The organism is Bradyrhizobium guangdongense, from assembly GCF_006483445.1.
Classification (GTDB): domain Bacteria; phylum Pseudomonadota; class Alphaproteobacteria; order Rhizobiales; family Xanthobacteraceae; genus Bradyrhizobium; species Bradyrhizobium guangdongense_A.
The window spans coordinates 1-26,709 of sequence record NZ_PPPT01000157.1 but is presented as its reverse complement, the minus strand read 5'-3'; the positions used below and the strand labels follow the sequence as shown (position 1 = coordinate 26,709).

Sequence of the window (26,709 nt, the reverse complement as noted above, 5' to 3'; positions counted from 1 at the left end):
ACAAAGGCAGACGTGCTTCGTACGGCTCTTGAATTTCTTACCATGGCTGATGCTGCGAAGGCGGCAGGGATGCACGTTGGTGCATGGGAGGAAGATAGGGATACAAATATCCGTCGCGAGCGGGAATTTGTAGGCCTCTAGTCGCAATCTACTGCTTCTGAATTAGGAGCGCATATGGACACTCGTGTCGAACAGCAGCCGGATCTGAGAACAACCAGCTCCGATTTGGCAGTTACGCGACAGGAGCGGATCGTAGAGAAGCTGTCTACACCTGCGCTCATCAAGTTTAAGGAAGCGGTTGATCGTAGCAATCGCGAGGCCATGCTCATTGGCGCTGGCCTCGCGATCCTCGGGACTATCGCGTTTGGCTGCCTCGGAATTTTCTTCGCCAGCGAAAACGCGGAGAAGCTGAAGACATCTTCCCAAATTTTGACTATCGTCGTCACTGCGCTCATTGGGTTTCTTTTCACCAGAAATTCTAAATCCAAATAGCGCTATGAGGCGCCGTTCTTTATTGGAATCCAAAATCCTTATCGATCAATGGCAAGTCCATTCCCAGACTACACTTGCTGATCGAGACTAATCGCCCTTGACTAGGACTAGTCGTCGCACTGCGCCGATGGGCGACAAATCTTCCATCCACAGCCCTTGACCACCGCGAACTTCCCCGTATCAGATGCAGCCATGGTCCGGGGCTTCGTTACATCCATCGTGCTTGCATTGGTCATGCCGTCGCTGGCGGTGGCCGAGACGATGAGCTTTGGCGATTCGATCGGGATGCTCGCCAAGAGCTGTGGCGCGGAAATCGTCGCCAATTGCCGCGGCGTGAACCCGGATTCGACCCGGCTGAAGGAATGCCTGTCCCGCAACCGGGATGTGCTTACGCCGCAATGTTCGAACGACTACCTCGCGGCCTTCGACGCGATCCAGAAGCGGGTCGCCGCGCGCGTGACGGTCGCGAACGCCTGCGGCCGCGAGATCGTCAAGGTCTGCGGCGGCTCGACCAAGGAGACCTCCAAGTCGGTCCCCTGCCTGATCTCGACGCCCAAGGGCATCAGCAACAACTGCCTGAAGGCGGTTGACGACGCGGGATATCGCTGATGCGCGCGGCTTGGCTCAGGACTTGGCTCAGGACTTGGCTCAGCTTCCCACGCGTAGCTCTCGCCGTCGCGCTCACGCTCGCCGCGGCGACCGCGCACGCGCAGACGGCGCCGCCGACCCGCGATGACATCGTCGCCAAACTCAATCACTACGAACAGGACGCCGAGTTCGACCAGCCGGCGCTGAAGCAGCAGGTGATGGAGCGGGCGAAGACGCGGATCAAGAACGATCCGGGGCCAGTGAACCGTCCGCTGATCGCGCCCGATCTGGCCAAGCTGCCGGCGTTCAACGCGGCGATCCAGTTCGACGACGACACGCCGATCATCCAGCCGGCGTCATACCAGACCGTCGGCCGACTGGCGGACGCGCTGGTCCACGCCTCGCTGCTGCCCTACACGTTCCTGATCGTGGGCCATGTCGAGTCCAATTCGAAGACGCGCGAGGCCAATGCGATCCTGAGTCAGCGGCGGGCGGACGCGATCCGCGACGTGCTGGTCAACACGTTCAAGATTTCCGCCAAGCGCCTGCAGTCGATCGGGCTCGGCGAGGAGCAGTTCCTGGAGCGGGCAAAGCCCACCTCGCCGGTCAACGGCCAGATGCAGATCATGACGCTGGCGAGGATCCCGGACGAGCAGCCGGCAACGCCCGCCAAGCCGGCCGCGCCGGCGAAAAAGCCCGCCAAAAAGCGATAATCCTCGCATCCTGCGTGCGACGCGGAACCTCTTGAATTATTGTTCCTTTTGTTTGCTATGCACGCCACGCTGCGCTGCGTCGCGCGACAATTGAGCCGGTTTGTGCGGGGGGCCTCCTGATGCTATAGGCTTTCCAATCTTCCCTTCCCAACCTGAGTGCCGCGCGAGACCGAGATGGGTGGCCTTTTTCAACGCCAACTTGCCGTTTACGTCGAATACCATCGCGATCCCCGGAACACGGCGATGCACGTGGTCGGCATCCTCCTGCTGTTCACCGGCGCCGTGATGCCGCTGACGCTGGTGAGCGTCCCCCTGTTCGGCTTCGAGGTCAGCCTCGCCGTGATCCTGGCGCTCCCGGTGCTGATCTATTGGCTGCTGCTCGACGTTACCCTCGGCGTCGGCATCCTCGCGACCTCGGTGGTCCTGTTCTCGATCGCCACCACGATCGCCCACCAGACGAGCCTCCTTGCGATGTGGGCGATCTGCGGCGTGATGATCGCGCTCGGGCTCGCCGCGCAAACCATCGGTCACAAGGTGTTCGAGGGCCGCGAGGCATCGCTGTTCACGTTTCCATCCCATCTTTTTCTCGGACCCATGTTTGTCATGGCAAAATTGTTCATTGCTTTGGGATTTCGTCGCGATCTTGCCGCGATCCTCGCGCCTGTTCCGGCCAATTCGCTTTCAACCCATTAGGCTTCTCTGGGAGCAGCACCTTTATTCATGACGCGTGTACTCGTTACCGGTGGCAGCGGTTTCATCGGGCAGCATCTTGTAGCGGCGCTCCACGACAGGGGGCATGAGGTCCGCATTCTCGATGTCAGGTCCCCAACCGCGCTCAATCCGGACATCAGCTTCGTACAGGGATCGGTGCTGGACCGCGCCGCGGTCGACCGCGCGCTGGTGGATGTCGAGCAGGTCTATCACCTTGCCGGCCTGCCGGGCATGTGGGTCGCCAACAAGCAGGATTTTCACGACGTCAATTGCGGCGGCACCGAGGTCGTGCTCGCGGCGGCGCAGGCGCGCGGCGTGTCGCGCTTCCTGCACTGTTCGACAGAATCGATCCTGTTCCCCTATTGCGACCTCGGCAATGCGCGCGCCGAGGAGGCGCTGCAGCCGGCCGACGTGATGCCGGGCGCCTATACGCGCTCGAAGGCGCTCGCCGAGCATCATGTGGCCCGCGCCGCCGCTGCCGGCTTCCCGATCGTGATCGGCACGCCGACCATGCCGATCGGCCCGACGGACCACAATCTGACGCCGCCGACCGCGATGCTGTGGCGCTTCCTGCAGCAACGCCTGCAACCGCACATCAACTTCCTGGTCAACCTCGTCGACGTCCGCGACGTCGCCACCGGCCTCGTGCTGACGATGGAGCGCGGACGGCTCGGACAGCGCTACATCCTCGGCGGCGAATGCGTGCGCCTGCGCGAGATCCTGCGCATGATGTCAGCCATCTCCGGCCGCCGGCAGCGCCCGATCGAGGTGCCCGGCCGGCTCGCCGAGCTTTCGGCGACCATGCTCGAATATCTAGCCGACCGCATCACCCACCGCGCGCCCGACGGCACCGGCGAAGGCGTGCGCATCGCGCTCCATGCCAGCGACCTCTCGATCGAGAAGGCGCGGTCCGAGCTCGGCTACACCCCGCGCCCGATCGAACCGGTGCTGCGCGACACCATTAACTATCTGCTCGCCCGGGGTGCGCAGCCGGCCTCGGCCGGGCTCGAACGTCCCGCCCTCTCGTCACGCGCCGGCTGACTTGTCGCCGCGATCCGTTTAAGAACATCCCATGTCCTTTGATTTCAGCAAGCTTCTCTCGATCGCCTGGGGCGGTTGGACCACGACCTGGCCGACCAAACTGCTGGCGCTGATCTGGCTCGCCTGGCTCGCAAGCTGGGTCGGGGCCTCGTTCTGGCAGGGCCGCACCCAGAAGCAGGTGATGACGCTGGAATCGCAACGCTATCGCCTGCCGATCCTGATCGGCGGCATCCTGTTCACGCCCTGGACGGCAGAAGTGCTGGGTGAAAAGCCGCTCTGGGTCTTCAGCGAGACCGGCGTCTACGTCGCCGCGCTGATCGTGCTGGCCGGCATCTCCTTCACCTGGTGGGGACGCCTGCATCTCGGAAAGTTCTGGTCCAACACCATCACCCACAAGGAAGACCACCGCGTCATCGACACCGGGCCCTACGGCATCGTCCGTCATCCCATCTACACCGGGCTGATCGCGGGTATGCTCGCGACCGGCATTGCGGTCGGCACCGTGACCGCGATCCTCGGCGCCATCCTGATCTCCTTCGGCATGTGGCAGAAGGGGCGCATGGAGGAGGTCTTCCTGTCGAAGGAGCTCGGCGAGGACGCCTATGGCGCCTATTGCCGCCGCGTGCCGATGATCATCCCCTTTCTGTCGCCGCGCTGACGCGGACTCGTCATTCTCGTCATTGCGAGCGCAGCGAAGCAATCCAGACTGCCCCCGCGACGGGATTCTGGATTGCTTCGGAGAGCCTGTCATCGGGCACGCTTCGCTCGGACCCGTTTGCTCGCACTGACGGAGAAAGGCGCCAACCTCGTTCCCCTTGCCCGTGGGAAACACGCCCCTGCGCCTAGCCTGGACGGAAGACCTCATAGTTTATAAAAGTTGAATCAATCGGCTTTACGTATTCGTAGGCCGGTTCGCGCTACAAGGCAGTGTTTGATAGGGGCACCCCAGATGACTGTATTGAAGCGTTTTCTGATCGATGAGAATGGGACCACCGCGATCGAGTACGGTCTGATTGCAGCCGGCATCGCGCTCGCGATCATCGCGACGGTCAACAATCTCGGCACCGTGCTGCTGAACAACAAGTTCAACTCGGTCAGCGCCAGCCTCAAATAGGCAATCCGGCGGCCTTGCGGAGCTTCTTCGCGGGCATCCGGCAGGCCGCGATGAGACGTAAGGCCGCACAGCGCGGGGAAACGCGCTATGTTCGGCTGCGTCCTGACATTTTCGCCTTGTTAGAAATCCTCTAATTTCTGCGGCGTCGGCTTCTTAGATGTTCTCTAAGAAGCGGTCCCCGCCCGTGCTGTTGACTTTCCCCACCCCGTCGTCTCCTAGCAGACCAGCCGCCGCTGTCGTGCGGCACTGTTCAAAAGGAGAAGTTGATGAAAGGCCTCGTCGGGAAGTCGCTGCTCGTGGTGTCGATGGTGGTGTTAAGCGCAACCGCCGCGTCGGCCGACGGCTTCAAAAATTGCACCAAGCTCGACAAGGCGTCCTGGAAGTCGGTGGACGATGCTGAAGCCAAGGCGAAGGCCGCCGGCTACGAAGTCCGCCGCACCAAGATCGAAGGCTCCTGCTACGAAGTGTACGGCGTCAAGGGCGGCAAGCTGTTCGAGCTGTTCTACAGCCCCGAAGATCTCAGCCTGAAGCACACCATCGCGAAGTAATCGCAGCGGACGTGCCTGACACGATGAAAATCCTCCGCACCGATCTGGTTGAGCCTGATCGTGCGGAGGCACGCAATTCGGTGCCGGTCTGGGACCGGCCGTTGCGCGCCTGGCACTGGGCGCTCGCCTTCTTCGTGCTGCTCGCCTGGTTCACGCCGACCGTCTACGACACCTTGCATCGTATCGCGGGCTACACCGTCATCGCGCTGCTGGTCTTCCGGCTGGCATGGGGCTTCTTCGGTTCGCGCTATTCCCGCTTCAAGCGACTGATGCCGCGGCTGCGCTCCGCGCCGTCCTATCTCTGGGGACTGCGTCACGGCAAGACTGGGCGCTATCTCGGGCTCAACCCCGCGGGCGCCGCGATGCTGGTCGCACTGCTGCTCGCGCTCACCGTCTCCGCCGTCACAGGTGCCATGGCTGTCACGGTCACCTTCTTCGGCGTGTGGTGGGTCGAGGACACCCACACCTACGCGTCCGACGCGGTGATCGTGCTCGTGATCGTGCACGTGCTCGGCACCATCCTGATGAGCATTCTCCAGCGCGAGAATTTGCCGCGCGCGATGATCACCGGACGCAAGCGGCGGCACGTCGGAAAATAATCCGCAGACACATCGAGCACAGCGACCGACACGCGGCGAGTTCCACATCTGTAAAAATGGAACTCAACTCGGAGTGTTCTTTCCTTGTGTTAGCTACCTCACGAACGCGGCGACGTCGTGCGCCTATTCTCCGATGCGTGGACGGATCGGCCGTCCATCCGAGCGCGGATGACGCTCGTGCGATGCTTGGAGAATCCCAGATGTCTCAAGACCTCCTCACGATCAAGCAGGCCGCGACCGTCCGCAGGGATGGCAGCATGGAACTCGTGACCCACAACGCCTCGCTTGCGCCGGGCCGCTTCTCGTTCGCCAACTATGACGAGTTCACGGCCTACCTGAAGGAACTCGGCGGACGTGCCTCGGGCCGCGGCGTGCGCGGAACGATGGCGCGCAAGGGCCAGTACACGCGCAGCGGCGTGACCTTCGGTGATCCCGTGCTCGATGCGATCTCGTCGTCGACCGGCTCGCTCGTGATCGGAGACAAGACATTCGATCTTCGCGACTTCCTCGACAAGGTGATGGACGACACAGCCCCCGGCGGCGTCATTCTCGCCTCGCCCGCGCTGAAGTTCACCGGCATGGTCAACGGTGCGGAACGCTGGGCTTCCGACGACGGCTCGACGGTCGAATATCGCCTCGGCAAGGGACGGCTGACCTTCCACGCCTGGAAGAAGAGCTCCATCACGCAGTATTGGTCGATGGGCGCCGAAATCACCGTCAGCAACACGCCGGCCAATTTCCAGGTCGCCGATATCACGTCGCACTATTACATGTCGGTCGACGCGCCCTGCCAGGTGGTCAAGGTCGATTCCGACTCCGACCGCCACGACAGCTATGTCGACGAATATGAGTGGGGCTGGAATTCGCAACAGCCCGAGCGCGTCGCCTCGCTCTGCCGCGCGGTCTGGCACGGCCAAAAATTCGCCGACCTCGTCACCGCCGGCAGCGGCTGCGAGATCTTCAGAAACGACAACTGGCCGGTCGGCTTCCCCCCGGACTGGAACACGATCAGCACGGTGCCGAATCTCAACGGCAACTGGACAGACGGCTCTTCGCGTAGCGCCGTCATCTCGGTGGACCTGAAGGCCATCACGGTGAACATGTCGGCCTTCGGCCGCCCGACCGCGCACGGCACGGTCCAGGACTCACAGACGATCAGCGTGACGTTCCCCGACGACCGGACCTATACGGGCCAGCTCATCGCGCCGAACCGCATCCGATGGTCGAACGGATCGACCTGGACCAAGATCATCAACACGGTGATGGACCTGAACGGCAACTGGACCGACGGCAGCGCCCGCAGCGCGGCGATCTCTGAAGGCCCCTCGGCGATCAAGGTCGACATGTCCGACTACGATCGGGTGAACGCGCAGGGCTCGATCGTGAACGCCTCGACGATCCAGATCTCCTTCCCTGACGACAAGACTTACACCGCGCAGCTCCAGCCGCCGAACCAGATCCGCTGGTCGAACGGCTCGGTCTGGACGAGGAAGCCGTAAGACCGGCGATGCGTGCATGGGAGGCCGCTGCTCGCGGCCTCCCCACACGACTTCTGCTATGCAGGGGGCTCGGCTAGAGTGCTGAGCCCTTCTGCCATACAAGTCGATGATCATGAGCGCACCTTACGTCCCCCAGATTGCCCGCTACCGAAACTGGCTCAGCGCAGAGCGCGGCCTGAATTTCCGCGACTATGAAGACATGCGGCAATGGTCCGTGCGCGATCTCGATGCGTTCTGGCAGAGCATCTGGGACTATTTTGAGCTGACCTCGCCGACGCCGTATCAAGCCGTGTTGACGATGCGCAAAATGCCCGGCGCGGTCTGGTTTCCCGGTGCGTCCGTAAACTATGCGCACCAGGTGTTCCGGCACGCAGCGAAAGCCGATGCCGCCGGCCTGCCGGCCATCGTGAGCAGCGGCGAGGACGGCGTGCTGACGGAAACGAGCTGGCCGGAGTTGCGGCGCAAGGCGGCTGCGCTCGCGCTGCACCTGAAGGACAAGGGCGTGGGCCCCGGCGACCGGATCGCTGCATACTTACCGAACATCTCCGAGACCATCATCGCCTTCCTCGCGGCCGCGAGCCTCGGCGCTATCTGGAGCGTCTGCGCGCCCGACATGGCCGCACCCGCGGTGATCGATCGTTTCAAGCAGATCGAGCCGAAGGTGCTGATCGCCTGCGATGCCGTCACCTATGCCGGAAGGCGGCATGACCGCCGCAATGTCGTCGACGAGCTCCGCCGCGCGTTGCCGACGGTTGAGCATGTCATTCTGCATGGCGACAAAGACGTCGCAACACCCGATGCGCAGCTCGCAAAAATCCTCGCACACCGCAGCGCCGCGATCGACGCCTTTGAGCCGGCCTGGCTGCCGTTCGATCATCCCCTCTGGATCGTCTATTCAAGCGGCACGACCGGCCTGCCGAAGCCGATCGTGCACGGCCATGGCGGCATCATCATCGTGGTGCTGGCACTGCTGGTGCTGCACAACGACCTCGGCTGCTCGTACCAGCCGAACTCGTTTGGCGAGCGCTATCACTGGTACAGCTCGACCGGCTGGATCATGTGGAATTCGCAAACCGGCGGTCTCCTCAACGGCACCACCTGCTGCATCTTCGACGGCAGTCCCTCCGGCCCGAAGGACAAGACGGACTGGACGACGCTGTGGCGCTTCGTCGCGAAATCGCGCGCGACCTTCTTCGGCGCGGGCGCGGCGTTCTTCGCAAACTGCTCCAAGGCCGAGCTCGACCTGACCTCCGTCGGCGATCTCTCGCGCCTGCGCGCGCTCGGTTCGACCGGTTCGCCGCTCAGCGCCGACACGCAAGGCTGGTTCAACGAGCGCTTTGCCGCACTCTCGAAAATCAACGGCAGCACCGCACAAGCCGACATCTGGTGGGCCAACATCTCCGGCGGCACAGACTTCGCCGGTGCCTTCATCGGCGGCAATCGCGAGCTGCCGCAGACGCCGGGTGCGATGCAATGCCGCGCGCTCGGGGCCGCGGTCGAAGCCTTCGACGAGCAGGGCCGCGCCGTGATCGACGAGGTCGGCGAGCTCGTCTGCACCGAGCCGATGCCGTCGATGCCGCTGCGATTCTGGAACGACCCGGGCGATGCGCGCTATCGCGCCAGCTATTTCGAAACCTATCCGGACAATTTTGACGGCACCGGTCGCGGCCCGGTGTGGCGGCACGGCGACTGGCTCAAGGTCAATCCGGACGGCTCCTGCGTGATCTACGGGCGGAGCGATGCCACCATCAACCGGCACGGCCTGCGCATGGGCACGAGCGAGCTGTACTCGGCGATCGAGGCGCTGCCGGAAGTGCTGGACTCCATGGTGGTCGATCTCGAATATCTCGGCCGCGAAAGCTACATGCCGCTGTTCGTGGTGCTACGCGAGGGCACAGTGCTCGATGCCGCGATGCAGGCAAAGATCAACACCGCGATCGAGGCCGGGCTGTCGCGCCGCTTCCTGCCCAACGAGATGTTTGCGGTCAGCGAGATCCCGCGCACGCTCTCCGGGAAAAAGCAGGAACTGCCGATCAAGAAGCTGCTGCTCGGCCAGCCGCTGGAGAAGGTCATCAACAAGGATGCGATGGCCAATCCAGGCTGCCTGGACTGGTACATGGATTTTGCAAAACGCTATCTGGCGCGGACCGCGGCCTGAGGCGGGGCCGGGCGAAAAAGAAGCCCGCCAACCAGGGCGGGCTCTAAGATTAGTTCAGGGAGGAAACGCTCTGACAAGGGAGCGCCTATGCAATCTCGGTGATTCGGTTGCGCGCGGTAAGATCGTATGATTACGGTCATGCGCGCCGGGCGCCCTGCCCTCTCCAAGATGCCGGAAGGCGCGGTCAACAGGGGAAGTACATGGATTTCTCGAGCTTTTTCGCGCGCGTGGTCGCGCTGATCGGCGCTTGCGCCGTCGTGTGGCGGCGCATGCAGGGAGTTCCCCAAACGGCCGCCTGGGGCCAGGCGCCGGAGATTCCGGCCGCCAGGCCGCAGGGCGCGGTGCCGACGCTGAAGATGCCGACGGCACGCGGCTGGAGCGAGGGACAGAAGCCGACCGTGGCGCCCGGCCTCAAGGTCAACGCCTTCGCGACCGGCCTCGACCATCCGCGCTGGATCAACGTCATGCCCAATGGCGACGTGCTGATCGCGGAGGCAACACAGATTCCCGGGCCGGCCCGCAGCATGTTTCACCTTGCGATGCAGGCAACGATGCGCCGCGCGGCCGCGCTGGGCGTCAGCGCCAACCGCATCACACTGCTGCGCGACAAGGACGGCGACGGCTTTGCCGAGCACCGCGGTACCTTCATGGAAGGGTTGAGCCAGCCGTTCGGCATGGCGCTGGTCGGCGACACCTTCTACGTCGGCAACACCGACGGCGTGGTGGCCTTCCCCTATGCCGCAGGCGCAGACAGCATCACCGCGCAGGGCAAGAAGCTCGTCACGTTCAAGCCCTCCGGGCACTGGACGCGAAGCCTGCTACCGAGCGCGGACGGAAAGAAGCTCTATGCCGGCGTCGGCTCGCTCAGCAACATCGCGGAGATGGGCATGGAGGTCGAGCAAGGCCGCGCGGCGGTCTACGAGCTCGATCTCGCGACCGGCCAGAGCCGCATTTTTGCCGGCGGCCTGCGCAACCCGGTGGGTCTTGCCTGGGAGCCGAATACCGGCACGCTCTGGACCGTGGTCAACGAACGCGACGGCCTCGGCGACGAGACGCCGCCCGACTATCTGACCTCGGTGCGCGACGGTGGCTTCTACGGATGGCCGTATTGTTACTGGGGTCAGACCGTGGACGACCGCGTGCCGCAGGATGCCGCAATGGTCGCGAAGGCGATCACGCCGGACTATGCGCTCGGCGGCCATACCGCCTCGCTCGGCCTGTGCTGGATGCCGGCCGGCACGCTGCCGGGCTTCCCGGACGGCATGGCGATCGGCCAGCACGGCTCGTGGAACCGGAGCACGCTGAGCGGCTACAAGGTGGTGTTCGTGCCGTTCGAGAATGGAAAGCCGTCTGGCCCGGCCCGCGACATCCTGTGGGGCTGTCTCTCCCCGGACGAGGAAGAGTCCTACGGACGGCCCGTCGGCGTGACGCTCGGGCCCGACGGCTCGCTCTTGGTGGCCGACGACGTCGGTAACGTGATCTGGCGCGTCACCGGCGCCTGACCGCGGCCGTGGCGATCACGCGCGATCTCGTGCCAGGCCTGCGCGAAACGGATCAGCCGATGTCGTTCGAGGCCTTCGGACGCCACGGCCAACTTCATCGCGGCCACGGCTAACGCTTGAGGATCGTACTCGCTACTCATGAACCGGATTGTAGTCGGCGAACTAAGACGACGGCATGGCAAATTGCCCCGTATGAATGCGGGGTATGCTGTCTAATTCGCGGCTCGCCTACGACGTTGGTCTAGGTGCCCACGCTGAGCGTGGCGCGCTGCTTGCGCAGCAGCGCTATGACAGACAATGCCGTGATCAGCCCTGTCTTGGGGTTCTCCGACGGGATGTTCTCGATCGACATCGAGAAGCGCGCGGAATCCGCTTCCACCTCGATGCGGTGCACATTGCGCGTCACGGTTGGGTCGGCCCAGATTTGCACCGACGTCTTGTCCGGTCCTATGCCCGCGAGCGACAGCGCGACCGCGACATTCAGATTGGCGGGAAAGCCCTTCGCGGCCTCGCGCGCCGTGCCTTCGAACAGCTTTAGCGGCTCGCGCAGTCCGTCGATGTCGATGTTGTTCTGGACGATGAAGGGCGCGCCCTTCAGGCCGTCGATCGGCTTGCGCGTGACCATCTTCACCGAATGAATGGTGCCGACGGCAGCCGCCGCGACCGCGTCGAGCCCGATCAGCGCGCCGGTCGGCACAATGATGCGGCCGCCATTGGCGCGCGCGATGTCGATGAGATCACCGTTCTCGAGCAGTGCGCCGACGCTGACGACGACAGCGGTCTTGCCGCGCTTCACCGCCGGCTCGACGATAGCGCGGAGCTGGCTGCTCGGCGCACATTCGACGACGATATCGGCGGTTTCGCCGAGCTGGTCGATGGCAAGAACGGAGGGCTTACGGCCGAGGCCGTTCAGGAACGCTTGATGCTTGGCAGGATCGCGCACCGCGACCGCTGACAGCTCCAAGCCTTCGATGCCGCGATCGAGCTCGCGCGCGATCTTGGTACCGATCGAGCCGAGGCCCGCGATCGCAACGCGCAAATTCTCCTGCCGACCTTCAGCCATGCCGAAACCCCTCTTCGCCCAGGTTATTCCATAGCTCAGCTATCACGGTCGCGCAAAGCATCACGCGGAATCGAACCGGCTCCGAGCGCGGCGCGACTGCAATAGCGGCAGCCAATGCCTGCTCTCGCGACCGCGCGTGAATCACGCCATCGCGAACCGGTCCCGGCAGCGAATGACGCGGCCGTGATGCTGCACGGCATCCCCAGAAATTCTGGACAGCTTCCTTCCGAAAAATCACGCCGCTCTCAAGCTTAGCGTGAGGACACCGCCATTGGCCGCCACCTAGCATCGGTGCACGGGGCTCGATTTGTTTAAAGGATGAAATGCAATGGCGACCACGGCAGTATTTTCCAAAAACACCGGCTTGCTGACGGAGTTCGGCGACGCCCTCGGTAACTCCATCGTGACCAGCCGCGACGCAGCCGGCAATATTCTCGTCAATGGCGGTGCCGGGTCCATTCTCGGCGACAAGCCGACCGTCGCCAACACCGCCGAGATCGACGTGTTCGGTCAGGCCGGCGACGATACGATCTCGCTGAATGAAGCCAATGGCGCGTTGCCATCGGCGCATCTGTTCGGCGGCACAGGCAATGACACGCTGATCGGCGGCTCGAGCGCGGACATGCTGTTCGGCCAGGCCGGCAACGATACGCTCAGGGGCCAGGGCGGCAACGACCTGCTGTTCGGCGGTGCCGGCAACGACACCCTGGACGGCGGCACCGGCGACGACCAGGTCTTTGGCGAGGCCGGCAATGACCGGATGATCTGGAATCCCGGCGGCGGCACCGACCTGTTCGAAGGCGGCGACGGAACCGACACGGCCGAGGTCAATGGCGGCAACGGCGCCGAGACTTTTACGATCACCCCCAACGGCACGCGCGTGCGCTTCGACCGCGTCACCCCGGCGCCGTTCTCCCTCGATATCGGCACCACCGAGAATCTCGTGGTCCACGCCAATGGCGGCGACGACGTCATCACGGCAAGCAACGGCCTTGCCAGCCTGATCCAGCTCACGCTCGATGGCGGTGACGGCAACGACAGGATCACCGGCGGCGACGGCAACGACCTGCTGATCGGCGGCAACGGCAACGACATCGTCGCCGGCGGGCGCGGCAACGACACCGCGCAGCTCGGCAGCGGCGACGACACCTTCATCTGGAATCCCGGTGACGGCAGCGATATCGTCGACGGTGGCGACGGCATCGACAAGCTCGTGTTCAACGGCGCGAACATCAGCGAGAAGATCGCGATCACGGCGAACGGAAGTCACGCCAGATTCACGCGCGACGTTGCCAATATCACGATGGACCTGACGAAGGTCGAGCAGATCCAGTTCAACGCGCTCGGCGGTGCCGACAATATCCTCGTCGACAACCTCACCGGTACCGGCGTGACTGATGTCGGGATCGATCTCGGCGCGAGCGGCGGCACGCAGGGCGACGGCGCGAGCGACACCGTGACCGTCAACGGCACCGGCGGTGCCAACCACATCCAGGTGACCGCCACCGGCACCACGGTGACCGTCAGCGGCCTGCAGGAAGTCGTCACGCTGAGCAACGTCGAGTCCGGCGATCGCCTGGTGATCCAGGGTCTCGGCGGCAACGACATGATCGATGCTTCGACGGTGTCGGCCGGCGTGATCGGCCTGACCATCGACGGCGGCACCGGCAACGACACCATCACCGGCAGCCGAGGCGACGATCTCCTGATCGGCGGTGACGGCAACGACGTCGTGAACGGCGGGATGGGCAACGACATTGCCCTCCTCGGCGCCGGCAACGATACCTTCACCTGGAATCCCGGTGACGGCAGCGACGTCGTGGAAGGTGGCGACGGCACCGACACACTCGTCTTCAACGGCTCCAATGCCGCCGAACACATGGACATCTCGGCCAATGGCAGCCGGGTGCGCCTGTTCCGCGACGTCGGTAATATCACGATGGACCTCAACGCCGTCGAGCGTCTTCAGCTCAACGCGACCGGCGGGGCGGACCAGATCACGCTCAACGACCTCACCGGCACCGGCGTCCAGCGCGTGACCATCGATCTCGGCGGCAACCCCGGCGGCGCCGGGACCGACGGGGCGGCCGACTCCGTCACGGTCAACGGCACGGCTGGTGACGATCACATCAACCTCGTCAGCAGCGGCAGCTCGGTCCTGGTCAAAGGCCTGACCGAACAGGTCACTGTCACCAATGTCGGCGCCGAGGACTCCATGACCGTCAACGGTCTCGGCGGCAATGACGTGATCGATGCGTCGATGATCAAGGCGGGGCAACTCGCCAACCTCACGATCAATGGCGGCGACGGCGACGACAGCATCACCGGCAGCGCCGGCAACGATACCGTGTTCGGCGGGCGCGGCAACGACGTGGCCCGTCTCGGTGCAGGTGACGACACCTTCGTCTGGAATCCCGGCGACGGCAGCGACATCGTCGAAGGCCAGGGCGGCACCGATACGCTCAGGTTCAACGGCGCAAACATCGCGGAGAATATCAATATCTCCGCCAATGGCAGCCGGGCTCTCTTCACCCGGGACGTCGCCAACATCGCCATGGACCTGAACGGCGTCGAGCGCATCCAGTTCAATGCGCTCGGCGGCGCCGACACCATCAACGTCAACGACCTCACCGGCACCAATGTGAACGAGGTCGATCTCGACCTCGGCGCCGGCGATGGCGCGGCGGATACGGTCGTCCTCAACGCGACCGCGGGCGACGACGTCATCACCGTGACCAACAACAACGGCGTCGTCACCGTGACCGGCCTGAAGGAAGAGGTGAAAATCTCCAACTTCGGCGTGGGTGATCGTCTCGTCATCAACGGACTCGGCGGCGACGACGTCATCACGGCGTCCGGTCTCGGCAACAGCGGTCTCCAGCTCGTCGCAAACGGCGGCGACGGCGACGACGTCCTGATCGGCAGCGCCGGCAATGACGTGCTGAGCGGCGGCAATGGTGACGACGTGCTGCTCGGCGGCGGCGGGGTCGACGTCCTTGACGGCGGACCGGGCGACAACGTCGTGATCAATGGATTCGCTCCAGTCGCAAGCGCGACGCTGCTCAGCCAGGCAATGGCCGGCAGCTTTGTCGCAAGCGGCGGCCCTGGCGGAATGCCGATGGTCGAGCCGCATCAGACGGAAGCGCCGGTGCTGGCACCGCCGCAGCACGCCTGATCACGTCCGCCAGCGTTCCGGAGAAACCAGATGACGACCGATCGTGAGACAGGAAGCGACGAGTCCGGGCTCAACGCGCTCCTGACGTTACTCCACCTCCAGAACGTCCCGGCCGATCGCGAGCAGATCAGGCATCGGCTGGGAACGACCTCCCTCGGCGCACCGGAGATCCTCCGGTGCGCCAGGGATCTTGGACTGAAGGCGCGCACCGCCCGCAGTGACTGGCCACGCCTGATGAAGACGCCCCTACCCGCCATCGCCATGCTGCGCGATGGCAGCTTCATGGTGGTCGCCAAGGCTGGCGACGAGGCGGGCATCGAGAAGGTGCTGGTTCAGCCGCCGCAGGAGCCGCGTCCCCGGCTGATGACGCGCGCCGAGCTCGACGCGATCTGGGATGGCGGCCTCATCCTGATGACGCGCCGGGTCGGCCTTTCCGACCTCTCCAGACGTTTCGACATCACCTGGTTCCTGAGCGCGATGGGCAAATACCGACGCCTGCTCGGCGAGGTCCTGGTCGCCTCGTTCTTTCTCCAGCTCTTCTCCCTGGTCTCGCCGCTGTTCTTCCAGGTCGTGATCGACAAGGTGCTGGTGCATCGTTCGGTGACGACCCTCGACGTGCTGGTGATCGGCCTCGTGACCATCTCAGTGTTCGAGACGGTACTCGGCATCATGCGGACCTATCTGTTCGCGCACACGACCAACCGGATCGACGTCGAGCTCGGCGCGCGGCTGTTCCGGCATTTGCTGGCGCTGCCGATGTCCTACTTCCAGGCACGGCGGGTCGGCGATTCCGTCGCGCGGGTGCGCGAGCTCGAGAACATCCGCAACTTCCTGACCAGCTCGGCGCTGACGCTCGTCATCGACCTCCTCTTCACCTCGGTCTTCCTCGCGGTCATGTTTGCCTATTCGCCGCTGCTGACCGCGATCGTGCTGGCCTCGTTCCCGTTCTACATCGCGATATCAGCCGTGGCGGCACCGCTGTTCCGCCAGCGGCTCGACGAAAAATTCCGGCGCGGCGCCGAGAACCAGGCGTTCCTGGTCGAAAGCGTCACCGGCATCGAGACGCTGAAGGCGATGGCGGTCGAGCCGCAGATGCAGCGGCGCTGGGAAGAGCAGCTCGCCGGTTACGTCTCGTCGAGCTTCCGCGTCCTGAGCCTCGGCAATACCGCAAGCCAGCTCGTGCAGTTCGTGAGCAAGGTCGTCACTGCGCTGATCCTTTATTTCGGCGCGCGTCTCGTGATCGGCGGCGGCATGTCGGTCGGCGAGCTCGTGGCCTTCAATATCCTGGCAAGCCGGGTGAGCACGCCGGTGTTGCGGCTGGCGCAGCTCTGGCAGGACTTTCACCAGGCGCGGCTATCGATTGCCCGACTCGGCGACATCCTCAACACCACGCCCGAGCCAACCTATGCGGCCGCGCGTGCGGCGCTGCCCGCCATCGAGGGCCGCATCCGCTTCGACCATGTCAGCTTTCGCTACCGCGTCGACGGTCAGGAGGTGCTGAACGACGTGTCGTTCGACGTGCCGGCCGGACAGACTGTCGGCATCGTCGGCCCGTCGGGCTCCGGCAAGAGCACGTTTGCAAAGCTGGTGCAGCGGCTGTACGTGCCGCAGGGCGGCCGCGTCCTGATCGACGGCATGGATGTCGTGATGGCCGACCCCGCATGGCTGCGGCGGCAGATCGGCGTCGTGCTGCAGGAGAACGTGCTGTTCAACGCCACCGTCCGCGACAACATCGCGCTGACCGATCCGGCGATGTCGATGGAACGCGTCATCGCCGCAGCAAAGCTTGCCGGCGCGCACGACTTCATCCTGGAGCTGCCCGAGGGCTACGACACCGCGGTCGGCGAGCGCGGCTCGACGCTGTCAGGCGGCCAGCGGCAGCGCCTTGCGATCGCCCGCGCTCTCGTCACCGATCCAAAAGTCCTGATCTTTGACGAAGCCACCAGCGCCCTCGACTACGAGAGCGAGCGCATCATCCAGCAGAACATGAAGGAGATCGCGCGAGGGCGCACGGTGCTGATCATCGCGCACCGACTCTCCACCGTGCGCGGCGCCGACCGCATCTTCACGCTCGAGCGTGGCCGGCTGGTCGAGGACGGCTCCCACGAGGTGCTGATCAGGAACGGCGGTCCCTATTCCGCGCTCTATCGTCTCCAGGGAGGGCTCCATGAGGTCGGCTAATCCAGCGGCCGCCGCGACGGTCAAACCCAACGTCGTCCCGTTTCGCCAGTCGAGCGGCAGGGCGACGCAAGAGCTGGCCTTCCTGCCTGCAGCCCTCGAGGTGATGGACAGCCCGCCCTCGCCGATCGGCCGCAGCATCGCGGCGACGGTCATCGCACTGTTCTGCGTGGCGCTGGCTTGGGCGGCCTGGGGCACGATCGACATCGTCGCGTCGGCACCGGGCAAGGTCGTATCAAGCGGACGCAGCAAGGTGGTTCAGCCGTTCGAGACCGGCGTGGTCCATGCCATCCGCGTGCTGGATGGCCAGACCGTCAGGGCGGGCGACGTGCTGATCGAGCTCGATCCCACCGTCAATGCCGCCGACCGCGATCACCTCAGCGACGATCTCCGCGCCGAGCAGCTCAATATCGCACGGCTGCGCGCCGCACTCGCAAGCGGAGACCGCGGGACCATCGATCTCGTCGCGCCCACCGATGCCGATCCCGTGCTGGTGGCGACCCAGCGCCAGCTTCTGATCAGCCAAATCAACGAGCATCGCGCCAAGGTCGCAGCGCTGGCGCGGCAACAAGGGCAGAAGGAAGCCGAGCACGAAACCACGCTCGCGGCCATCCACAAGCTCGAACAGCTCATTCCGGTGATCCAGCAGCGCGTCGACATCCGCAAGACGCTGATGGAGAAGGAGATCGGCTCCAAGCTGACCTATTACGAGGTGCTGCAGCTCCTGGTCGACCAGCAGGAAGAGTTGAGCATCCAGAAAAGCCATCTGCGTGAGACGGACGCCGCGGTCGCGGCGATCCAGGAGACACGGGCCCAGGCGAGCGCCGAATTCAGACGCTCGCTCTCGGACGATCTTACCAAGAGCGAGCAGAAGGCCAATGGCCTCGCCATGGACTTGATCAAGGCCACGCAGAGGACCAGCCTGCAGCGGCTCACCGCACCGGTCGATGGCATCGTCCAGCAACTTTCGATCCATACGGTCGGCGGCGTCGTGACCCCGGCGCAGTCGCTGCTCGTGATCGTTCCGAGCGACAGCCAGCTCGAAATCGAAGCCATGATCTCGAACCGCGACATCGGCTTCGTCGAGGCCGGGCAGAGCGCCGAGGTCAAGATCGACACCTTCAACTTCACCCGCTACGGCCTGCTGCACGGCACCGTGCTCGGCGTCTCCCATGACGCGATCATTCGAGAGCGGCCGATGGATCATCCAAGCAACCGTGCGCTGGGCAACGAGCGAGACAGCAGCGAGCCGAACGGCCAAGAGCTGAGCTACAGCGCGCGTATTTCGCTTGATCGTACCCAGATGCAGGTCGACGGTCGCGCGGTCAATCTGTCACCCGGCATGGCCGTGACGGCCGAGATCAGGACCGGGACACGCACGGTCCTGAGCTATCTGCTGTCGCCACTGCGCCGCTACAGCCAGGAGGTCCTGCACGAGCGATGAGTTTGGGACGAGGTGCGGACAACCATATCGGAGCCGACGCTATAGGCGTAGTGTCACAGGCGCGCACTCGGGAGGAAGCCATGCCAGAGACCGTGATGTTTCACGATGGAAATCGGCAATTGCAGGACCGGTTCGACAGCCGCCGGATTTCAGATCGGCTGGAGGAGAAGCTGACGCGCCAGCAGTTCACGGAGGACGACAAATCCTTCATCGAAAACCTGCCCTATTTCTTCCTGGCGACGGCGGATGACGACGGGCGGCCGGACTGCTCGTTCAAGGGCGGTCCACCCGGTTTCGTGCGCGTGACTGGCACGTCCGAGATCGCTTTCCCTGACTATGACGGCAATGGCATGTTCAAGAGCCTCGGCAACGTCACGGTCAATCCGAACATCGGCCTGCTCTTCATCGCCATGCACGGCAAGCCGCGGCGCCTGCGTGTCAACGGCGAGGCGCGCGTCAGCGACAACGATCCGCTGCTGGCCGAGACGGTCGGCGCCCAGCTCATCGTGCGCGTCACCGCGCGCGCGATCTTCCCGAACTGCCCGCGCTACATTCCGGCGATGCAGATGACCGAGCCGTCAACCTATACACCGCAGGCCGGGTGCGATGCGCCGGAGCCGAAGTGGAAAGAGTTCGCGGACTTCAAGGAGTACGTCCACCCGCGCCAGCCGACTTTCAAGGGTTGAGCTGGATCCGCTTGTCGGTCTCCACGACGAGCCGACGCCGTGTCGGAAACAGCGTCAGGCCATAGCGTTCGGCAACGAGCCCCCACAGGCCCTTTGGCGCGAACAGCATCACGATGATGCCGAGCGCTCCAAGCAGGATAAGATAGGACGCGCCGAAGTCAGCCAGGTAGCGCTGCATCAAATAGAAGATGATGGCGCCGATCACAGGCCCTTCCATCGTGCCGATGCCGCCGATCACGACGATGAAGAGGACATAGGCGGTCCAGTCCAGCACCGAGAAGGCGGCGTCCGGCGAGATGCGCGCCTTCTGCAGATAGATCAGCGCGCCGATCATCCCGGTCATGGCGGCGGTCGCGACATAGACGGCAAGCTTGATGCGGTAGATGTCGACGCCGAGGCCCGAGGCCGCAGCCTCCTGGTCGCGGATCGCGCCAAGCGCCAGGCCGCGGCGCGAGCGCAGGATGAAGTAGACGGCGGCGAGCGTGGCGACCACCAGCGCCAGCGCAACCCAGTAGGAGACGATGTCGCGCGCCGCCGGCGTACGCACATCAAGCAACGTCTTCACCCATTCGATACCGGGCACGGACGAGGTGACCGACGGCGTCAGCGACGTCCCTGTGCCGCCGCCGAGCGGCTTAATCTGCGCAAAGACGAGGCGATAGACCTCGGCCACGACCCAGGTGCCGATCGCAAAATAGGCGCCGCGCAGGCGGAAGACGATCAGTGCGGTCGGCAGCGCGAACAGCGCCGAGACTACGCCTGCGAGCGGTATCGCAAGCAGGGGATCGAGGCCGCCGATCAGCGTCAGCGCAAACAGCAGGTAGCCGCCCAGGCCGACAAAGGCCTGCTGGCCCACCGAGATCAGGCCAGCATAGCCCGCGAGTAGGTTCCAGCATTGCGCCAGCGCCAGCATGTAGAACAGGAAGATGAAATCCTGGATCAGCGTGCGGCCGGCGAATATCGGCAGCACCGCCAAGATCAGGACAATGACAATTGCGATGGACGCGGCGATGCGCGAGGCGCCTCCGGCGATCTCGATGCGGAAGGTCTGCGCGGGCTTCGCTTCGGCGTCATCCATCGCAATCAATCCTGCGCACGCGGGAACAGGCCGCGCGGCCGCACCACGAGCACCGCCAGGAAGGCGAGATGGCCAGCCAGAATCTGCCACTCCGGATCGATGCGCGCGCCAATGGTTTGCGCAAGCCCGAGCACGATGCCGCCGGCGAGCGTCCCCCAAAAACTGCCGAGGCCGCCGATGATCACGGCCTCGAAGGCATAGAGCAGTCGCGCCGGGCCGATGGTCGGATCGAAATTTGCCCGCAGGCCGAGATAGAGCGCCGCGATTGCAATCACCGCGAAGGCGAGCCCCATCGCGATGGCGAAGATACGTCTGTGATCGACGCCCATGAGCTGGGCGACTTCGAGATCATCCGACGTCGCGCGGAAGGCGCGGCCAATCGGCGTGCGGTAGAAGATGAAATTGAGCAGCACGATCACCGCAATCGCTGATAGCAGCGTCAACAGCGGCACCACGCCGACAGCGATGCCGCCGCCGAGCGGGATCGATGCGGTCTCGATCGCGCCGGAGCGCAGGCGCTGGCTGTCGGCCGAGAAGGTCTGCAGCAGCCCGTTCTGGATGATGATGGAGAGGCCGAAGGTCACGAGCAGCGGCGGCAGCAGATCGCGCCCGAGCGTGCGGTTGAGCAGCACGTGTTGAAGCGCGAAACCGATCACGAACAGGATCGGGATTGCCAGCAGCACGGCGACGAAGGGATCAAGGCCTAGCTTCGTCGCGACCACCAGGATCGCGAAGGCGGCGAGCACGATGAGATCGCCATGGGCGAGATTGACCAGCCGCATCACGCCGAACATCAGCGACAGCCCCGCCGCGAACAAGGCGTAGAGACCGCCGAGCAGGACACCCTGGATCAATGCATCGAGCCAGCCGGTCATCTCAGGTCCCAAAGTAGGCACGGTGGATCTGATCGCGTGTCAGATCGCGCGGGCGGCCGGTGAGCGACAGCCTCCCCTCCTGGAAGCAATAGACGCGATCGGCGACCTTCATGGCCTGCACGATGTCCTGCTCGACCAGCACGACGCTGGTGCCCTCCGCCTTGATCTGCGGCAGTGCGGCGTAGATGTCGGAGATGATGATCGGCGCCAGCCCCAGGCTGATCTCGTCGCAGAGGAGAACGCGCGGATTGGACATCAGGGCGCGCCCGATCGCGACCATCTGTTGCTGGCCACCCGACAGCGTCGGCGTAGCCGCGGCGCGCCGCTCCCTGAGGATCGGGAACAGGGCCTGGACGCGCGTCAGTGTCCACGGCCCCGGCGCCTTGCGGCCATAACCGCCAATCAGCAGATTCTCTTCCACCGAGAGCGAGGGAAACAGCCGCCTGCCCTCCGGCACGAGCGCGATGCCGAGCTTGACGATCTCGGCCGCCGGCCGCGCGCCGATCGCAATGCCGTCGAGCAGCACGCTGTCGGCCGTGCCGTGGATGAGACCGGCGATGGATTTGAGGAAGGTCGACTTGCCGGCACCGTTGGCGCCGATGATAGCGATGGTCTCGCCCTTCTCCAGCGTCGTGTCGATGCCATAGAGCGCCTGGAAGTCGCCATAGAAGGCGGTGAGCTTGCGGGTTTCCAGCAGCGGCATGGCTCAGGCCTCGATGCCGATATAGATCTGATGCACGTCCGGCCGCTGCATCACCTCTTTCGGAACGCCCTCCGCGATCTTGCGGCCAAAATTGAGAACGACCAGACGATCGATCACTGCGAGCAGGGCGTGCACGACATGCTCGATCCAGAGGATCGCAACCCCGGTCTGCCTGATACCCCTGATCGTGGCGACGAGTTCGAGGCATTCGCCCTCGGTCAAACCTCCGGCGATCTCGTCGAGCAGGAGGAGTCTTGGCGTGGTCGCAAGCGCGCGCGCCATTTCCAACCGCTTGCGCTCCAAAAGCGTTAGCGAGCCCGCGAGCACATTCGCGCGCCTGAGCAAGCCGAGCCGCTCGAGTATCTCGCCGCAGGACTGCGCGACCTCGCGCTCGGATTTCTGGCGGCCATAGACCGCGCCGACCAGCAGATTCTCGAAGACGGTGAGCTTTTCAAAGGGCTGCGGGATCTGATGCGTGCGGCCGATGCCAGCGCGGCAGCGCGCAGGGGGCGCCACGCCCAGGAGGTCGCGGCCGTCGAAGCGAATAGCGCCGGCGGTCGGCATGAGACCGCCGGCGATCAGGTTGAACAACGTGGTCTTGCCGGCACCGTTCGGCCCGATGATGCCGACGGCCTCACCGGGCGCGACCACGAGATCGAGATCGTCGGCGACGACGATCGAGCCAAAGCTTTTTCTTAAGCCGGCGACTTCCAGCAGCATGAGGGATCAACGCGCCGCGCGATCAGGCGATGGCCTCCATCTGACCGCCGACGGGAATCGCCGGCGCCGTCTTGTTGTCGGTGATAACGATATCGTATTTGCCGTCCTTGAACCGCCACTGACCGCCGACCAGCGGCGTCTTGGCGACATTCTTGGCGGCAAAGGGCGGCAGGTTCGCCCCGCCCCACTGCACCTTGCCGACGACGGTGTCGAGATTGGTGGCGGCGATCGTCGCCGCGATCGCCTTGGCGTCGCGATCCGGCGTGCGCTTGAGCACGTCGACGGCGACCTCGAACAGCGCGTGCGCGAAACCGATCGGCTGCGTCCACTGCTTCTTGGTCGCAGCCTCATAGGCGCCGGCGAGATCTTTTGCACTCGCGCCCGTCAGCGACGATTTGAAGGGATGGCTCGGCGACCACCAGACTTCCGATGACAAATTGTGCCCGTCCTTGCCGAGTGCCTCGACCGCAACGGGGAACAGGATCGCCTTGCCGATCGAGGCGACCTTCGGCTTAAAGCCCTGCTGGAGCGACTGCTTCCAGAAGGTGGTGAAGTCAGGGGGCAGCACCACGCCGGTAATAATCTCGCAACTCGCGCCTTTGAACGCGCCGATCTGCGCCGAAAAATTGTCGGTGAGGTTCTGGTAGCGGCCGGGATCGGTGAGCTTGTAGCCGCTCTTGTCGAGCACCGGCGGGAAGCCGACGGCCTTGTCGCCCCAGGCATTGCCGTCACCGTCGTTGGGGAAGAGCCCACCGACCGATTTGTTGGTCGCGACCTGGCTCCACATGTTGGTAAAGACGGCGATGACGTCCTCGAGCCCCCAGAAGAAGTGATAGGTGTAGTTGAAGCCTTTCCATGCCGGCGGGCCGCCGCCGGGATTGGCCTGACGACCGATGAACCAGGGCTGCCACGGCGCGACGGTGGAGATGCACGGCACCTCCTCGATCTCGCACTGGGTCGAGACCGGGTTCGTGGTCTCCGGCGTCGAGGCCACGAGCATCAGGTCGATCTTGTCCTGGACGATGAGATCCTTCGCGACCTCGGCGGCGCGGTTCGGATTGGACTGGCTGTCCTTGACGATGACCTCGACCGGCACGGTGGCGTTGCCGATCTTGATCCCGGCCTTCGCCGCTTCCTTGAACCCGGCGATGATGAAGTTGTCGGCTTCCGCGAACGCCGCAAGCGGGCCGGTCTGCGGCGAGACATAGCCGAGCTTGATCGCGCGCGTCTGCGCGATCGCCGGCGCTGTCATTCCAACAGACAGCACGGCGCCAGTTGCGGCCGAGTATTTCAGGAGTGTGCGGCGGTCGATGGAATGACGATGAGTCGAGCTGATCTTGCGGCAGGTCATCTGCGCGTCCTCCCCTCTGGATGCGCCGGATTCTCATCGTGGATCGATTGACACACGGGCCGGCGTTCGATATTCGAACATGCGTTCGTATGTCGACCAGTGTCGAACAGACCTCAGATGGAGTCAACAGGCCCGCGCATGACGCAAGCTCCACCACCGCAGAAGAGCGAGCCCGGGCATCGCAGAGGCGAGCCCGACGATAAGGAATTCATGACGACGCTCGCTAAGGGCCTCGCCGTGCTGGGCGCGTTCGGAAGGCAGCGGCCGAGCATGACGCTGTCGCAAGCCGCAGAGGTCGCCGACCTCTCGCGCGCCACCGCGCGGCGCGTGCTGCGGACGCTGACTCAGCTTGGCTATGTCGAGCAGGACGGACGGTCGTTTTCGCTGGCGCCGCAGATCCTCGACCTCGGCTTTGCGTATCTGTCGACGCAAAGCTGGATCGACCGCGCAACGCCCTTGATGCGCGAGTTGAGCGAACGGCTCGGCGAATCCTGCTCGGCCGCGATCCTTCAAGGCCACGACATCGTCTATGTCGCGCGCATGCCGGCCCGCAGAATCATGTCCGCGGCGCTCTCGGTCGGCAGCCGCCTGCCGGCGCTGCACACCGCGCTCGGGCGCATCATGTTCGGCTATCTCGACGAGGCCGAGATCTGGCGGCGGCTGAAGTCGCAGCGCATCGAGGCCTACACGCCGCAGACCATCACCGATCTGCAGGCGTTGTTCGATCGCATCCGCGCCGACCGCGCGCAGCGCTTCTCCATTGTCGATGAAGAGCTTGAGCGCGGCCTGCGCGCGCTGGCCGTTCCCGTGCTCGATCGCAGCGGCCAGGCGGTCGGCGCGATCAACCTGTCGACGCATGCGACGCGGACGACGCGCAACGAAATGCGCGAGCACTTTCTCCCCGAGCTCAACCGCATCGCCGAGCAGGTCTCCGCGATGACGGTGTGATCCAGCCCCTCCCCTTGCCAATCGGCGGTGCCAGCCGTATCGTTTTGCCAAGTTCGGAATACGGACACTAGTTCGATAATCGAACAACTAGGGGAGATGATGCGATGGCAGGCAAGGCAGCGGCAATGGCGATCCCGCCGGAGCACACCGGCAACGTCAAAGTGACAAAGCCGCAGACCGGCGCGGAATATCTGGATTCGCTGCGCGACGATCGCGCCGTCTACATCTATGGCGAGCGGGTCAAGGACGTCACCACGCATCCCGCCTTCCGCAACACCGCGCGCATGACCGCCCGCCTCTACGACGCGCTGCACGACGACAAGCACAAGGACAAGCTGTTGCTGCCGACCGACACCGGAAACGGCAGCACGACGCACGCCTTCTTCAAGGCGCCGAAGTCGATGGAGGATCTGATCGCAGGACGCGATGCGATCGCCGAATGGGCCAAGATCACCTATGGCTGGATGGGCCGCGCACCCGACTACAAGGCCGCGTTCCTCGCGACGCTCGGCGCCAACTCCGACTTCTACGATCCGTATCAGGACAACGCAAAACGCTGGTACAAATTCTCCCAGGAGCGCGTGCCCTTCATCAACCACGCGATCATCCATCCGCCCGTCGATCGCGACCGGCCGCCGAACGAGGTCGCCGACGTCTGCTGCCATATCGAGAAGGAAACCGACGCCGGCCTGATCGTATCGGGCGCAAAAGTCGTCGCGACCGGATCGGTGCTGACCAACTACACCTTCGTCGCGCATCACGGCCTCATCCCGCTGCAGGACAAGAAGTTCGCGGTTGTGTTCATGGTGCCGACCAATGCACCCGGCGTAAAGTTCATCTGCCGCACGTCGTATGAGATGAGCGCGAGCGTGATGGGCAGTCCGTTCGACTACCCGATCTCGAGCCGGCTCGACGAGAACGACGCCGTGTTCATTCTCGACAAGGTGCTGGTGCCCTGGGAGAACGTGTTCGTCTATGGCGATATCGAGAAGGCCAACAACTTCTTCCCGCGCACCGGTTTCCTGCCGCGCTTCGTCGTGCATGGCTGCACGCGGCTTGCGGTCAAGCTCGACTTCATCAGCGGGCTATTGTTGAAGGCGACGGAGGCCGCGGGCACCAAGGACTATCGCGGCGTGCAGGCCAATGTCGGAGAGGTCATCGCCTGGCGAAACCTGTTCTGGAGCCTGTCGGATGCGATGGTCAGGGATCCAAAGCCGTGGATCGGCGACTATGTGCTGCCGAACATGGACCCCGGCAACGCCTATCAGATCATCGCCACCATGGCCTACACCAAGGTGAAATACCTGATCGAGCAGACCGTCGCGTCCGGACTGATCTATCTCAACAGCCATTCCAGCGATTTCAAGAACGCCGAGATCCGTCCCTATCTCGATCGCTATTTGCGCGGCTCCAACGGCTACAAGGCCGAGGAGCGCGTCAAACTGCTCAAGCTGCTGTGGGACTGCATCGGCAGCGAGTTCGGCGGACGCCACGAGCTCTACGAGATCAATTATGGCGGCTCG

24 protein-coding genes are annotated in these 26,709 nt (G+C 64.2%); 18 read left to right on the top strand and 6 right to left on the bottom strand.

Going from position 1 to position 26,709, the window contains the following annotated elements:
* Nucleotides 1-174 precede the first annotated feature (174 nt).
* From C2U70_RS22575 to C2U70_RS22520, 12 genes are all read left to right on the top strand, one after another.
* Nucleotides 175-492, top strand: a complete 318-nt coding sequence (locus tag C2U70_RS22575; RefSeq protein ID WP_140980621.1) for a hypothetical protein — start codon at nt 175-177, stop codon at nt 490-492.
* A gap of 192 nt (nt 493-684) precedes the next feature.
* Nucleotides 685-1,101 (top strand): hypothetical protein, encoded by a 417-nt coding sequence (locus tag C2U70_RS22570; RefSeq protein ID WP_140980620.1) that lies wholly within the window; start codon nt 685-687, stop codon nt 1,099-1,101.
* Nucleotides 1,101-1,793, top strand: a complete 693-nt coding sequence (locus C2U70_RS22565; RefSeq protein ID WP_140980619.1) for an OmpA family protein — start codon at nt 1,101-1,103, stop codon at nt 1,791-1,793. Before C2U70_RS22570 ends, C2U70_RS22565 begins: the two co-directional genes overlap by 1 nt.
* Before the next feature lie 174 nt (nt 1,794-1,967).
* Nucleotides 1,968-2,486 (top strand): DUF962 domain-containing protein, encoded by a 519-nt coding sequence (locus C2U70_RS22560; RefSeq protein ID WP_186294411.1) that lies wholly within the window; start codon nt 1,968-1,970, stop codon nt 2,484-2,486.
* 27 nt (nt 2,487-2,513) lie between these two features.
* Nucleotides 2,514-3,545 (top strand): NAD-dependent epimerase/dehydratase family protein, encoded by a 1,032-nt coding sequence (locus C2U70_RS22555; RefSeq protein WP_140980617.1) that lies wholly within the window; start codon nt 2,514-2,516, stop codon nt 3,543-3,545.
* 31 nt (nt 3,546-3,576) lie between these two features.
* Nucleotides 3,577-4,203, top strand: coding sequence for a methyltransferase family protein (locus C2U70_RS22550; RefSeq protein WP_140980616.1), 627 nt, complete (start codon nt 3,577-3,579; stop codon nt 4,201-4,203).
* A gap of 291 nt (nt 4,204-4,494) precedes the next feature.
* Complete coding sequence (locus C2U70_RS22545; protein ID WP_140980615.1) at nt 4,495-4,659, top strand: Flp family type IVb pilin; 165 nt, start codon at nt 4,495-4,497, stop codon at nt 4,657-4,659.
* Between the two features lie 266 nt (nt 4,660-4,925).
* Nucleotides 4,926-5,207 (top strand): PepSY domain-containing protein, encoded by a 282-nt coding sequence (locus C2U70_RS22540; protein WP_140980614.1) that lies wholly within the window; start codon nt 4,926-4,928, stop codon nt 5,205-5,207.
* Between the two features lie 23 nt (nt 5,208-5,230).
* The gene (locus tag C2U70_RS22535) at nt 5,231-5,806 is read left to right on the top strand and encodes a cytochrome b/b6 domain-containing protein (RefSeq protein ID WP_140980613.1); all 576 of its coding nucleotides are present in this window, start codon (nt 5,231-5,233) and stop codon (nt 5,804-5,806) included.
* A gap of 200 nt (nt 5,807-6,006) precedes the next feature.
* Complete coding sequence (locus tag C2U70_RS22530) at nt 6,007-7,305, top strand: hypothetical protein (RefSeq protein ID WP_140980612.1); 1,299 nt, start codon at nt 6,007-6,009, stop codon at nt 7,303-7,305.
* A gap of 112 nt (nt 7,306-7,417) precedes the next feature.
* On the top strand, nt 7,418-9,463 hold the full coding sequence (locus C2U70_RS22525) for an acetoacetate--CoA ligase (RefSeq protein WP_140980611.1): 2,046 nt from the start codon (nt 7,418-7,420) through the stop codon (nt 9,461-9,463).
* 200 nt (nt 9,464-9,663) lie between these two features.
* On the top strand, nt 9,664-10,965 hold the full coding sequence (locus tag C2U70_RS22520; protein WP_140980610.1) for a PQQ-dependent sugar dehydrogenase: 1,302 nt from the start codon (nt 9,664-9,666) through the stop codon (nt 10,963-10,965).
* Between the two features lie 241 nt (nt 10,966-11,206).
* Here the strand turns inward: C2U70_RS22520 and C2U70_RS22510 are convergent, their stop codons facing one another.
* The gene (locus C2U70_RS22510; RefSeq protein WP_140980608.1) at nt 11,207-12,028 is read right to left on the bottom strand and encodes an aspartate dehydrogenase; all 822 of its coding nucleotides are present in this window, start codon (nt 12,026-12,028) and stop codon (nt 11,207-11,209) included.
* A 328-nt stretch (nt 12,029-12,356) separates the two neighbouring features.
* On the opposite strand from C2U70_RS22510, the gene C2U70_RS22505 reads away from it, so the two are divergent.
* From C2U70_RS22505 to C2U70_RS22490, 4 genes are all read left to right on the top strand, one after another.
* Entirely contained in the window at nt 12,357-15,203 is a 2,847-nt protein-coding gene (locus tag C2U70_RS22505) for a beta strand repeat-containing protein (RefSeq protein ID WP_140980607.1), read from the top strand.
* Between the two features lie 30 nt (nt 15,204-15,233).
* Entirely contained in the window at nt 15,234-17,384 is a 2,151-nt protein-coding gene (locus C2U70_RS22500) for a type I secretion system permease/ATPase (RefSeq protein WP_140980606.1), read from the top strand.
* Nucleotides 17,371-18,825 carry an HlyD family type I secretion periplasmic adaptor subunit gene (locus C2U70_RS22495; RefSeq protein WP_140980605.1) on the top strand — a complete coding sequence of 485 codons (1,455 nt, stop codon included), beginning with the start codon at nt 17,371-17,373 and terminating at the stop codon, nt 18,823-18,825. The genes C2U70_RS22500 and C2U70_RS22495 overlap by 14 nt, the downstream gene beginning before the upstream one ends.
* An 80-nt stretch (nt 18,826-18,905) precedes the next feature.
* On the top strand, nt 18,906-19,511 hold the full coding sequence (locus C2U70_RS22490) for a pyridoxamine 5'-phosphate oxidase family protein (RefSeq protein ID WP_210243915.1): 606 nt from the start codon (nt 18,906-18,908) through the stop codon (nt 19,509-19,511).
* Here C2U70_RS22490 and C2U70_RS22485 read toward each other — a convergent pair.
* From C2U70_RS22485 to C2U70_RS22465, 5 genes are read right to left on the bottom strand one after another with little or no spacing between them, the layout of a single operon-like run.
* Nucleotides 19,501-20,589 (bottom strand): branched-chain amino acid ABC transporter permease, encoded by a 1,089-nt coding sequence (locus C2U70_RS22485; protein WP_140980604.1) that lies wholly within the window; start codon nt 20,587-20,589, stop codon nt 19,501-19,503. The genes C2U70_RS22490 and C2U70_RS22485 overlap by 11 nt on opposite strands.
* Nucleotides 20,590-20,594: 5 nt before the next feature.
* Nucleotides 20,595-21,464, bottom strand: coding sequence for a branched-chain amino acid ABC transporter permease (locus C2U70_RS22480; RefSeq protein ID WP_140980603.1), 870 nt, complete (start codon nt 21,462-21,464; stop codon nt 20,595-20,597).
* A 1-nt stretch (nt 21,465) separates the two neighbouring features.
* Nucleotides 21,466-22,167 carry an ABC transporter ATP-binding protein gene (locus C2U70_RS22475; RefSeq protein WP_140980602.1) on the bottom strand — a complete coding sequence of 234 codons (702 nt, stop codon included), beginning with the start codon at nt 22,165-22,167 and terminating at the stop codon, nt 21,466-21,468.
* Between the two features lie 3 nt (nt 22,168-22,170).
* Entirely contained in the window at nt 22,171-22,887 is a 717-nt protein-coding gene (locus C2U70_RS22470; RefSeq protein WP_140980601.1) for an ABC transporter ATP-binding protein, read from the bottom strand.
* 22 nt (nt 22,888-22,909) lie between these two features.
* Nucleotides 22,910-24,238: an ABC transporter substrate-binding protein gene (locus tag C2U70_RS22465; RefSeq protein ID WP_140980600.1), complete on the bottom strand. Its 1,329-nt coding sequence runs from the start codon at nt 24,236-24,238 to the stop codon at nt 22,910-22,912.
* 210 nt (nt 24,239-24,448) lie between these two features.
* Between C2U70_RS22465 and C2U70_RS22460 the strand changes: the two genes are divergently transcribed.
* Nucleotides 24,449-25,186 carry an IclR family transcriptional regulator domain-containing protein gene (locus C2U70_RS22460; protein WP_246666827.1) on the top strand — a complete coding sequence of 246 codons (738 nt, stop codon included), beginning with the start codon at nt 24,449-24,451 and terminating at the stop codon, nt 25,184-25,186.
* 104 nt (nt 25,187-25,290) lie between these two features.
* Nucleotides 25,291-26,709, top strand: a 1,419-nt coding sequence (locus C2U70_RS22455; RefSeq protein ID WP_140980598.1) for a 4-hydroxyphenylacetate 3-hydroxylase family protein, incomplete at its 3' end; no start/stop codon positions are given.